The following is an 11,988-nucleotide window of genomic DNA, read 5'->3' as shown; positions in this document are numbered from 1 at the left end:
AGAAATGAAGGAGGTGTCAAATGCTGAAGTCCAAGGCTATTACGATGTCGGCCCCCGGAGGCAATTCGTGCTCCAGGTCGGGTCACTACCCCATTATGGACTCCGATTTTGCCGATTTCGGCGATTTCGAGCAGGAGCTGATCAGCGCTATCGCTGAAGTTCCACGGGATCGGGACGACGACTAGTCGCATAGTCGTGACACAGTGAAATGCGGTGCTCTCCGGTGTAAGAGCCGGGGGGCACCGCCTACCTAGAGTGACGATTCTCAAGGATCTGCGCCAATGGCCGACGTAAGCACGGGCAGGGGATCGCCCAAGGTTTCCCTGCCGTTTCCCGTGAGATTCCAGCCGAAAATGCCGAGCGCTGAACAGCAGGTAGACCAGGTGTGTAAGGTTCGCCGCGGATCCGACCCACTGGCGCTTTATGTTCATGTGCCGTTCTGCGTGACGCGATGCTATTTCTGCGATTTTGTGACCGTCGTCGGGAAGAGCGTGACTCCCGAGCTGATCGACCGGTATACCAGAGCGCTGAACACGGAACTGGATTTCTACGCCCAGGACGGCACCTTCGGCACCGCTCCGTTCGCGACCGCTCAACTCGGCGGCGGGACACCCACCATGTTGGATCCCACTCAGCTGGATGGTGTGTTGACCCGGATGCGGCATTTCCTCCGGGACGCTCCGGATGCCGAAATACTGGTCGAGGGCTTTCCCACGTCTGTGACCCCGGACAAGTTGGCGGTCCTCAAGGCCGCCGGCAACATCAAGTTCAACATGGGCGTGCAGACCTTCAACAACGAGGTGCTGGAGGCCATCGGACGCCGGCATGAGCGCGGCGACGCGATCCGCGCCATCACCCAGGCGAAGCAGGCCGGCCTCCCTTCTGTCGGCATTGATCTGATCTACGGGTTGCCCGGTGGCGGAACCGATGTGATCGCAACGGATGTGCGGGCGGCCCTCGACTTCGGGGTCGACCACATCGCGCTGTACCCGTTGTGGGTCTATCCGCGAACGCGCCTCAACTCGCTCATCGAGACCGGCAGGCAGTCCAGCACGGAGTTCCGGGAGCGGCACGAGCAACTCCAGGTGGCGGACTCGCTGCTGCGCGCCAGCGGGTTCGAGAGATACACGAGCTTCCACTACAGCCGTGGCCCCGAGCATCACCACCAGTACGGGTTGTGGCAGATGAGAGGGCAGGACTGGCTGGGGGTGGGTCAGGCGGCGGTGAGCCAGCTGGACGATGTGGTCTACGAGAACGATCGCAACGTCAACAGATACATGGCCTTGGCCGACGCCCGCGCCCAGACCGCCACGATGGCTGACCACATGAACCAGCGGGCGCGGATGGTTCGTCACCTTTCCTACGGCATCCGCGAACGGCGGTACTCGCTCAAGGCGTTCGAAGACCGGTTCGGCCCGTCGCCGCACGATGTCTTCGCACCCGAGATCGAGTGGATGGTCGCCGAAGGTCTGGTCCATGCGACTGCCGATCATCTGGAGCTCACGTTGCTGGGAATCCTCCGGCTGGGCGACATTGAAGAGGTCCTGGCACCTGCCGATCACTCCGCGGTCAAGGCAGGGGCATGCTGTGAATGATCACAGACGAAACTGGTACGGGGACGAACTGGCCGCCTTGTACGACCACTCTCCGTTGCTCGCCGACGGGGCAGGCAACCCGGCGATCGAGCACCTTCGTTCGCTGGCGGCCAAGTACGGCGGTCCGGTTCTCCAGATCGGCGTGGCGACCGGCCTGTTCGCCCTCCCCCTTGTCAGGGACGGCCACGAAGTCGTCGGGATCGATCTCTCCGAGAGCATGCTCGGCGCCGTACGCGGCCGGATGACGACAGAGCCCGCCGACGTGCAGCAGCGGCTCACCCTGGAAACGGGCGACATGCGCACCCTCGACCTCGGCCGGCGCTTTCCGCTCGTCACGATGCCGGGGAACGTGTTCCTCTACAACCTGACACAACGCGACCAACTGGCGACGTTGCGAGCCATGCGCCGCCACCTCACCGATGACGGGGTTCTGGTCATCGACATCTTCACTCCGGATCTCCGTCTCCTCGCCGCTGGATCGGGCTCCGTTCAGTCCCATCGATTCCGGACCCCTGAGGGCGCCGATTACGTGGCGGAGCAGACCGTGCTGGTGGAGCCGCTCACCCAGCGGGAGAAACTCCGCATGACGCACCGGCGGATAGGACCCGACGGAGTGCTCGGCCCCGCACTGTTCACGGAAATGACCATGCGCTACGTGTACCCGGCGGAAATGCTGTTACTGCTCAAGGTCGCCAAGTTGCGGCTGTACGAATTGGTGGGTAATTACGCCACCGGACAACGGAAGTCAGCGTATGACGGCCCGCAGGTGGTCGTGGCGACACGAGGTGAATGACTTGACTATCTACAAGCAGTCGAAATACGGGCACGTACTGCCGCACGAGACGGGCGTCACATTCTTCAACAGCATCACGCTCGAGGTCCTCGAGGGCGGCGAGGAGGACGCAGAGGTGTGGCGTTCGTTCGAGCAGCCGCGTGCGGCCGGTGGCACCGCCGACGCGACGGAACAGGTGCTCGTCGACGCCGGCTTGCTGGTTCCCGTCGACCGCGTTGAGGAGCGCCGCCTGCTCGACAAGCTCACCGACATCCGCGTGACGCAGCGGAAAACGCGCAGTGGCAGTTTCAAGTTTCTCCGCATGTCACTGACCGAGCGGTGCAACCTGAAATGTGATTACTGCTTCGTCGAAGAGGTCATCTACAAGGACCTGCCCAAGGAGGCCGCACCGACGGAGCGCTTTCTCGAGCACGTGGAATGGCTCATTCAGCAGAATCCCAACGGCTGGCCGACTGTGCAGTATTTCGGCGGGGAGCCGATGCTGAGGTGGGACCTGATCCAGGACACCACCCGTGCATTGGAGGAGGCCGTCGCAGCGGGGCGTATCGCAGGGTTCACCCACGAGATGACGACCAACGGCACGCTGATGACAAGTGAACGCGCCCGGTGGCTGGTTGAGCACGAGGTCAGTCTCACCATCAGCCTGGATGGCTGGAAGGAGATCAACGATCGCCATCGCGTGTTCCACAACGGCCGCGGCAGCTACGACCTGGTGATCAAGGCGGTGAAGGAGATACGGGCCGCCGGCGGCGAGCCACAATTTCTCATCACGCTGCTGCCGGAGACGGTGGAGATCCTGCCGAAAATCGTCCGCTTCGTGGTCGAGGAGATCGACGCGAAGAGCGTGGCGGTGAACGCTCCGCAGCCGACGGTGGACGGATGGGAAGTGGACGGCCTCGCGCTGTCCCGTTCCGTGCAGGAGTCATGGCTGTTCTGCAACAGTCGCGGGGTTGAGTTCCAGTCGCTGGGCGCGTTCCTGGTGGAGCTCATCAACCAGCGCAGGCCGCAGCCCGACCGCTGTTTTGAAGGCAACCCCACGGGCGCCGACGCGCATTGGGGCGGATACGTCGCAGCGGACGGGTCGCTGTCGTTCTGCATCGTGTGGCACCAGGACGAACGTGTCACCACCCCGAGCGTGCATCAGATCCCCAAGGAGCGCGTGGCCGACTGGCACTACGACACCGCAAGCGTGGACGACTGTGACGGCTGCATCGCCGGCATGGTGTGCGGCGGACCGTGCACGCTGGAGCGGCTCCTCAACGGCGGCGGTCTCAACCCCGACCGCTGCAAGTTCTTCAAGACCATGGTGCCCTTCGTGCTCACCCGGCCTTCGATCGGCGCGCCACAATGATTCCCCGCACCATGGCCACCGCGGCGGCGGCGAAGCCAATCGGCAGCAGGATCCGCGTGTGCGGTTGGGTGACCGACCGTAGCGCGGACGCCGTGCAGGTGACCGACTCGACGGGGTCCATCGCCGTCGAGTCGTGGGCCGAGCTCGCCGGTGTCCGGACCGGCGACGCCGTCGAACTGCAGGTGACCAAGTCGGCAGATGGGTTCGTCGGGACGTCGGCACGCGTCTGGCCCATGACGGCCACCCTGCCGCAGAACGTGGCCAGCGGCGATTCGCCGTACTCCTACCTCAGGTTCCGGAGCGGCGAGGCGGTCGAACTGCTCAGAACGGCCGATCGGGCGGTCACGGTTGCCAGGAGCTACCTGACGGATCATTACTTCGTCGAGGCGAACACCCCGCAGTTGTGGCGTGCGAGCAGGGAGTACGGTGAGTCGGAACTGCGGGTGACCGACCCCGCCGACCCCGAATCGGGGAGTTGGCTGCTGCAGTCGCCCACATTACCGGCGATGCTGTGCGCGATCGGCGGGGTGGACCGTGCCTTCCAGTTCAGCCGGTGCTTCCGTGCGGAACCGAGCGCGTCGCCGCTGAAGGCGTACGAATTCACCCAGCTCAACCTCGCGGTCACGTTCACCTGCGTTGAGGAGCAGATGCGCCTTCTGGAGGGTCTGTTCGAGGCGGTGAACAGCGCCCTTGGCCTTCCCTCCTGGGGGCGGGGGCCGTTTCCCGTGCTCGACTACGATGCGTGCCTGCGCCGGTTCGGCTCGGACACTCCCGACTACCGCTACGGCGCGTTCCCCACGCCCGTGCTGGACGGGGGGCCCTTCGGCCGCCCCGGTCAGCGGATTCGGGCGCTCATCGTCCCTCGCTGCACTGCGGACATCGCCCATGCGCTCCGGAGCATGGCAGACCGGCACCTCGGCACGGAAACGGTTTTCCAGTACAACTCCGACGGAGCAGTCACTCTCGGCGATGTGATCCCCGGTCTGCCCCTGTCCGCGCCGGTGGCGTTGGTGGGTTGTGCGGAGGGAGAGCGGGCAGAGGCCTTCGTCCGCAAGCTCGCGCAGGCCCTCTACCCGCTCATCACCGGCGAGCAGCCGCCCGCGTTTGGTCCTCTGTGGATCCGGCGCCAGCCGTTCCTGTCCGAAGAGGAGCACGAGGCGCGCTCGCACCACAGCAAATGCCTCTTCGGCCAGCGACTCGGGCCCGCCGGAGAACTCTCCGATTCGTACGACCTGGTCGTCAACGGCGTCGAATTGCTCAGTGGCAGCCAGAACGAGGTGGAGCCCGGGCAGTTGCTGAAAAACTTCGCCCACGCGGGAGTGTCGGATCCGGAGGAGATGTACGGGTACTATCTCGAAGCTCTCCGGTTCGGCGCGCCACCGCTGCACAACACCTCGATCGGGTGGGAACGGTTCGTGGCCCTGCTCCTCGGCGTCCCCATGCGCGATGTGATGATCATGCCGAAGACGGGGTCCGGGCAATGCGCGGTCACCGGGCTTCCGGCCAAGAGCTGAGGATGGTCGCGTATGACCTGGGCCGATCTCGTGCAGCGGTATCTCACCGTCGCCGTCACGCACCATCCGGGGTACGCGTTCGCCTGGGACGAGTTCACCATCCCACCCACGCCGGTCGACCCCGCCGCGCTGAGCGGGGCGTACCAGTCAATGAGCGATCAGGTAGATCAGGTAGCTGACGCAGCCGACGACCATGAGGTGCGCCTCCTGCGCTGGTGCCTTGACGACCACCGCTTCGAGCTCGACACCGCGCTGAGCTGGCACAAGGATCCACAGTTCTGGGTGGATCGGCAGTGCTACGGGATTCTCGCGCAGGCAGCCACGGGCGGCCTCCGCGATCGGCCACTGCCGCCGGAATGGATCCGCGCCTTCCTGGCGAACCTGCCCGACCTCTTCGGCGCGGGGATGCGGAACCTGAACCGCAGGGAGGCCGGCCAGGTCGACCTCCGGCGAGCCGTACGCCATCTAGCCGCCAGCCATCGTCTGCTGCAGCAGATGGGCGAATCCGCTGGCGGAGGATGCGCGGATGAGATGGCGCGAGCGGGTGCGAGCATCGACAGATTCTCGGCGTGGCTGTCACAGGCCATCGGGAATGGACATCCGCTGCGCCCCATGGGAGCGCAGATCTGGGAGGTGGGGCTGCGGGCCCGTACCGGCATCGCGTGCGGTCCTGAAGAGCTCGAGCATGTCCTGCGGTGCCAGCTCGACCGGTCGAGGCGGGAGGTCGCTCGCACGCCGGCGGCGGTCCCCGGCCGGATAGCCAGGTCTGTGAGCGAGATCGACCAACTGGTCGCACGGCTCGCCGGGATCTTCTTGCCGAGGTTCGACGGCAAGGAATGCCTTGTCTCCTTACGCTTGGACGTGTCCGATGACACGGTGCCCTGGGTCACCTCGGCGAGCTACCAAAGCGCCGCGTCACGGGGCGGTGGACCGGCGGTCGTCTTCATCCGCCCCGGCGTCTACTCGAACCGGGCCGATCTCGAATTGGATCTGGTCCACGAGTGTTTCCCCGGCCATCACTGGCAGCAGACGGCTCAGGTGCGTGCACACCGCAGCCACCGACTCTGCCTCCGGCACAGCAACCCGGCGTTCGTTGAGGGCTGGGGACGCTGGTGCGAGGGGCTGTACGCCAGTCTCGCTGCCGACCCCTCGGTGAACGCTCGATTCCACGCGAGGATGGCGAAGTACTGCGGCCAGGCGCTTGCCGCACTACTCGTCCACGCACGCGGCAGGCCGTTCACAGAAGTGGTGGAAAGCCTGACCACGATGGGTGTTTGCGGCTCGGCCGACGCCGCCTCCCTCGTCATGCACTCCTACTTCGAACCCTGGCGGGCAACGGCGCCGATAGTCGGCTATCTGGCGCTGCGCAAGCTTGCTGTCGAGCTCGGCGAAAGAGAGATGGAGGCCATGGTGGCGCAGAACGGCGTCGTCGACCTGTTCGGGAAGGGGCTGAGCGGTGAATAGCCCACAGGTGCGTCGGCTGGTCCGTTCCTTCGGCCTTTTCAGCGTACTGATCAGTGTCGTGGACAAGCTCTTCGGTACGGGCTACATCCTGCGCATGGACGAGCAGGGGCTGGGCCCGGAGGAAATAGCCACCGTTCTGACCCTGGGGTCCGTGATGCTGGCCGTGGTGGACTTCCCCGCCGGCAACCTCGCCGATCAGTGGGGCCGCAAACGCACTGCAGCGGCCGGCGCGGCCCTCGTCGGCGTCGGCCTTCTGATGTACGGCTTCTCCACAGGCTCGCTCGGATTCATCGCGGCCATGGCGCTATGGGCAGCGGGCATGGCACTGATTTCCGGGGCCCCCGCCGCCTGGGTCGTTGACCGGCTGGAAAGCATCGGCGCCGGGGACAGGCGCACGGCGGTCCTGTCGAAGGCTGCCAGCATCTCCATGGTCGCCGGAGCGCTGGCGGCGCTCCTCCTTGGAGGCCCCCTGCTGAGTTACGGTCCCCAGCCGGTGCTCCTCACGGCCGCCGCGCTGGCGTTCGTCACGGCGCTGGTGTTGCTCCTGACGGGAACGGACAACCGTGATCCGCAGGGCAAGCTCGCCAATATCCCCGCCGAGGTGTGGACCAACGCCCGGTTGGTCGCTCGCGATCCTGCGATGAGGCTTGTCATCTACAAGAGCGCGCTGGTCCATGTCGGCTTCACGAGTTTCCTGCTGAGCTACCAGCTGTTCGCCACCGAAGAACTCGGTATGCCAAAGAGCAGCATCGGCGTGGTCCTGGCCGGTTCGATTGCGGCGATGGCGCTGGGGATCTGGCTCGCCGCGCCGCTCAACCGCCGGTGGGGCCTGCCTGTGGTATCCGCGGTGGGCTTGCTGACATGCATCGTTGGATACCTGATAATGAGTCTGGCTCCCCACTGGTCCCTGTGGGCGGTCGGGCTCATCTGCTACGAGATCGGGCTCGGGCTCGACCTGATCGCCTTCGGCAGTTGGCTGCACGATCTCGTCCCTGCGGAGAAGCGGACGAGCTGGACTTCCGCCAGGTCGAGCATCCAGACCCTGGTCGGTATCGTTGGCACGCTCGGTGCCGGCGGGCTGATCTCGGTGTTCGGCTTCCGAGAGGTCTGGCTCGCAGCGACCGTCATTACGGCGCTTGCCCTGCTGCCGCTCCTCGCCCTTCGCCAGCGCGTCGCCGTACTGGCCGAGACCGAGGAGAGCCTGTCGTGAGAGCACAGCTCCGCGCGCTGGTGTCGGCGAGCCTGCGCCATGACCGCGATGTCCTCCACATCGAGACGCACATCGAACGCGACCCCGGTGACGCGCTCGTGGTGTCGCTGGCCTCCGGCTGCCAGATGGTGGAGTGCCGCGATGAGGACGGCTCGCCACTCGCGTGGCGGCACGAGGATGACCGGCTCACCCTGCTCGGCTCGCATGATGTGAGCAGAGTACGCATCGCCTACGCCGTTCCGGTCGGCGCACGGGCCGGCCTGCTGCCGGATCAGCCATGGCTCGCCCGACCGGCCGTCGGCGACTTCCACGTCGCCATCACCACGGCCTGGGCGACCGGCGGGGGCGGTCTCGTTTGCGGCACGGATCCGCACCACGGGATCCCGCTCGTCGTGGCCTGGCCGCCGGACGACGAACCGCGCCTCCATGTCGAGGTACGGCAGGGCGAGGTCGTCGCGGCCGATCGCCGGGCCGGTCGCGAGATCACGCGTATTCTCCAGACGCTGACAGGGTGGCTAGGGCCGATCGACGACGTGAGCATCGTGGACGTGGCGGTGCCTGGCGCCTACGCCTACAGCTACCCGGGCGTCATCGCCGTCCATCCCGGCCTGCTCGACTTCCACGCCACGTTGTTCGGCCAGTTCCTGCCGCACGAACTTTCCCATCAGTGGTTCGGCAACCGCGTCCGTTTCACGGGTGCAGGGTTCCTCTGGCCGCAGGAGTGCCTGCCGGAAGCGCTCCAGGCACTTTACGTCAGGGAACGCTGGGGGAACGCGGCCTACGATCTGATCACACGGTCCTACTTCAGGCAGGACGCGGCACATCGTCTCCAGCAGTTGCTCAGCGTCGGGCCTGCTGAACGTGCAGGACTCTCCCTGGAGAGCTATCACGACCTGCTTGCGGTCGGCACCCGGTGGTGGCTTTCCGCCTTCCATGCGGACGCCCGCGCTCTGCACGACATCGTCCGTGCACTCGCCGTCGAGCCAGCCGAGTTCACCGGGGCTCAGGTGGTCGCGCTGGTCAGGGAAGCCGTGGACATCGACCCCGCAGCTCTGCCATGAACGCCAGAGCGGCACGTACCCACGCCGGTTGGCTGGTCAGGGACAAAGGCTGGTTCTATCTCGCGATGGCCACCGGTTGGCTGCGCCTGATCGGGGTCGACTCCGGCCTGCTACGTGACCTCGGGCTCCGGCCAGAGTCTCCCATCCTGGTCCAGGGCCGTGCCGGCCCACGGAACTCCTTGCATGTGACCAGGATCGAAGGGCGCGGCGGGCGCGAGATCGGCCGCACTGTGCGCCCACGCTTCATCGCCAACCCAGTCCCGCACCTTGAACTGGCCAGCGACATCAGGCTGGCATGCCACATCGAGCTCCGAAGGCGGCACCTCCCTGAGGTTAGTCTGCCTGTCGTCCCGGGTGACGCGGCCGTCGCGGAAGCCCTCGGGGGCGGCCTGGACCGCTTCTTCGCATTCGTCCCGCCCACTTTTGAAGGTCCCACCGACGATGGCGCCGAGAGGGACACCGGCCAGGAGGAACGGCTCCTGGTGGCGGATGCGACTGCCGTCCCCGACCAACTGGCCGACCTCGGTACCGGGCTGATCTGCCGGCTGGCGGAGGCAGCGGGCAGCGGCGTGCCGGTCGCGGCGTTCGGCCGCTTCGCCACCGCGGAACGGGCGCCGGTGTTCTTCGATCCCCCGTCGAGCTGGCCCGCCCCTGCCCATGCCGTGCTGATAGGGCGGTTGCGCGCTGTGGGGGCACGACCGGAGACGATCCAGCTGCCGGAGGGCCGGACCCGGCTGGCGGTGTGCGGCGGTGACTCCGTGACTGTGGCCAGACTCCTTGATCTCACCGACAGCACCACACTACGGGAGGACCACGGCATTTCGCGCCAGTGGTGTCCGACCTGGATATCTCTCCAGAACGGTTTGAGCGGCGCTTGGTTGCACCTCGGCGGATATCGAGTGGCCGAGTATGAGGGCGCCGTCCTCCAGGTGTTCTGGGAGCGGCTCATCACCGTCCTGTGCGGCCTTTCCGATCCGGCCGATGCCCGGCTGTTCCCCACGCGGCAGGGTTGAGGTGTCCGTGGTGCCTTTAGAGGAGAAGGCGATCGCCGCTATCGCGGAGGCCGTCACGCGGCTGGATCCGCGCGCGGCGACGGCTCTGCTCATGCGGCGCGGCAACGATCCCCTCTGGACCGGCCTCCTACGAATGCTTCGGGAGATGGGTGTGGAGGCCGGCGACGTCCGGCTGGCCCCGCAGGACCGCTGCTGGGCGCCCCCCACTCCGGACGATCATGGACACCTGCTCGTCGACGGTCGGGCCTACGCCGCGGACGTGCTCATCTATCACGATCCCTTCGGCCCGGCTCGTCCCGGCGCTGACCTCCTGGCCCTTTACCGCCTACTGGATTCCGGGGTCAAAGTGGTCTTCGTCGACTTCCCGCACGGAATGACCCGTACGGTCGCCGCAGACCCGCTGCGGAACGCCTACTTGGGCGCGCTTTCGGTCGACGTGGGAACCGTGGCCGCGGCCGGCGCGGAACTGCGCGCGGTCCTTCAGGACAGCGCACAGCTCGTGGTGCGCTCGGGGAACGCGAGTGTTCTAGAGGTCAGCCGGCCGTTCGAGGTGAGGGATGATTTCACCTCCGCGCTCCTCGACGTTCCCGTGCTGCAACTGCCATACGGAGAGGTATGGGTCGTGGCTGCGCCCGAGTCGTTCCATGGAGCCGTCGAGTTGACCGTGGCCCGCGGCAGGAACGTGCGCGCCCGGGTGTCTCGCGGAAGGCTCTCCTGGGAGGGTGACGCCGGGTCGTTACCCGAGGTCGGTTCCCCGATGGTGGAGCTCGGCATCGGCCTCAACAAGGCGGCACCCTGGCTACCGCCCGCCACGTTGTTCGAAAAGAGCCATGGGCGGCTCCACGCGGGTTTCGGCGACAGTGGGCTGATCGGCGGCCGACGCCGCGAGCGCCTCCACTTCGACCTGCCTCTCTCCCGCGACTCCTCCCTCGACAAGGAGCGGTGATGTTCACCCATCAGATGTGGATGGTGGCCGACCAGTGCAATCTCACCTGCACCTACTGCTATTTCGAGACGGGGGAGTACAGCTACACGCCCAACCGGCTCACGGCTCCCGACTACGACCGCTGGCTGCGCCGGTGCGCGCTGCAACTGCCCGTCAGGAGCGTGGCGCTCACGGGTGGCGAGCCCCTGCTCCGCCCGGACCTGGTGGAACTGGCGGCAGTGGCGCGTCGGCACGTCGACGCCGTACGCGTCTTCACCAACGCGGTTCGCGTGACCGATGAGATCGCCGAGGCACTGTCGCGGTTGGGCTGTGGCGCAGACGTGAGCATCGATCATATGAGTCCCGACGCAGCCGATCGGGTTCGCGGTGGCACGAAGGCGACCCTGGCGGGCATCGAGCGTCTCGACGCGGCGGGAGTGCCGCTGCAGATCATCATGGTGGTGACCAGTCTCAACTGGAGAGAGGTCGAGGAGCTCGTCCGCCGGGCGCGGGAACGGAAATGGCAGGTCGAACTGCTCATGGTGGCGGTACCATCCCGACATCCACTGAGCATGAGCACCTTGACCTCCGCTGAACGCACTGAGCTGCTGCGCGTCATCGACGAGTCGGCTGACGTCTTCAAGAGCCGGGTCTACTTTGAGAGATTGCGACATTTCCTGATTTCCGGCCGGATCTCGATGATCCGGTCGTGCGTGACGGGCCAGGAAGGCGTGTTCGTGAACTCCGATGGCGACATTTGGGTCTGTGCCCATCGTGGCGAAACGTCGTTGGGGAACATCAAGGACGTGTCGCTGCCGGAGCTCCTGATCGGCAAGAGAGCGCTGCTCGCGCGCCGGCCGGCTGGACCGTGCGCCAGTACGGGATGCCTCTCACTCACCTGATCGCTGGCTGGTCGGCTCTCCGTTCTGCGGCCTGCCCCGCTCGGAAATAGGGTGTGTCCAGTCAGTGGCTCTGGCCCACTTTCGGTGGTGACGGAACGTGGTTAGCCGAGCAGGATGCGATGACGCAGGAGTGCGAAGCCGGCCCGCCCGTACATCTGCC

Annotated in this window: 11 protein-coding genes; all 11 read left to right on the top strand. The window is 66.1% G+C overall.

The features are described from left to right. Positions 1–20 precede the first annotated feature (20 nt). On the top strand, positions 21–185 hold the full coding sequence (locus ACIHFD_RS65360) for a hypothetical protein (protein WP_397375532.1): 165 nt from the start codon (positions 21–23) through the stop codon (positions 183–185). Positions 186–281: 96 nt separating this feature from the next. After that, a complete protein-coding gene (locus ACIHFD_RS65355) occupies positions 282–1,595 on the top strand; it encodes a coproporphyrinogen-III oxidase family protein (protein WP_397375531.1) in 1,314 nt (437 codons plus the stop codon). Positions 1,596–1,650: 55 nt separating this feature from the next. Next, complete coding sequence (locus ACIHFD_RS65350) at positions 1,651–2,388, top strand: class I SAM-dependent methyltransferase (protein ID WP_397375530.1); 738 nt, start codon at positions 1,651–1,653, stop codon at positions 2,386–2,388. Position 2,389: 1 nt separating this feature from the next. Continuing rightward, positions 2,390–3,739: a radical SAM protein gene (locus ACIHFD_RS65345; protein ID WP_397375529.1), complete on the top strand. Its 1,350-nt coding sequence runs from the start codon at positions 2,390–2,392 to the stop codon at positions 3,737–3,739. A 68-nt stretch (positions 3,740–3,807) separates the two neighbouring features. Further along, positions 3,808–5,253 carry an amino acid--tRNA ligase-related protein gene (locus tag ACIHFD_RS65340; protein ID WP_397375528.1) on the top strand — a complete coding sequence of 482 codons (1,446 nt, stop codon included), beginning with the start codon at positions 3,808–3,810 and terminating at the stop codon, positions 5,251–5,253. Positions 5,254–5,265: 12 nt separating this feature from the next. Then, positions 5,266–6,717, top strand: coding sequence for a DUF885 family protein (locus ACIHFD_RS65335; protein WP_397375527.1), 1,452 nt, complete (start codon positions 5,266–5,268; stop codon positions 6,715–6,717). Next, a complete protein-coding gene (locus tag ACIHFD_RS65330; protein WP_397375526.1) occupies positions 6,710–7,927 on the top strand; it encodes an MFS transporter in 1,218 nt (405 codons plus the stop codon). The genes ACIHFD_RS65335 and ACIHFD_RS65330 overlap by 8 nt, the downstream gene beginning before the upstream one ends. Next, the gene (locus ACIHFD_RS65325; RefSeq protein ID WP_397375525.1) at positions 7,924–8,988 is read left to right on the top strand and encodes a hypothetical protein; all 1,065 of its coding nucleotides are present in this window, start codon (positions 7,924–7,926) and stop codon (positions 8,986–8,988) included. Before ACIHFD_RS65330 ends, ACIHFD_RS65325 begins: the two co-directional genes overlap by 4 nt. Then, on the top strand, positions 8,985–10,001 hold the full coding sequence (locus ACIHFD_RS65320) for a hypothetical protein (protein WP_397375524.1): 1,017 nt from the start codon (positions 8,985–8,987) through the stop codon (positions 9,999–10,001). Before ACIHFD_RS65325 ends, ACIHFD_RS65320 begins: the two co-directional genes overlap by 4 nt. A gap of 10 nt (positions 10,002–10,011) precedes the next feature. Then, on the top strand, positions 10,012–10,947 hold the full coding sequence (locus ACIHFD_RS65315) for a hypothetical protein (protein WP_397375522.1): 936 nt from the start codon (positions 10,012–10,014) through the stop codon (positions 10,945–10,947). After that, on the top strand, positions 10,947–11,828 hold the full coding sequence (locus tag ACIHFD_RS65310) for a radical SAM protein (protein ID WP_397375521.1): 882 nt from the start codon (positions 10,947–10,949) through the stop codon (positions 11,826–11,828). Before ACIHFD_RS65315 ends, ACIHFD_RS65310 begins: the two co-directional genes overlap by 1 nt. Positions 11,829–11,988: the final 160 nt, after the last annotated feature.

It is taken from the genome of Nonomuraea sp. NPDC051941 (genome assembly GCF_044593615.1).
This window is presented reverse-complemented; position numbering and strand designations above follow the sequence as displayed.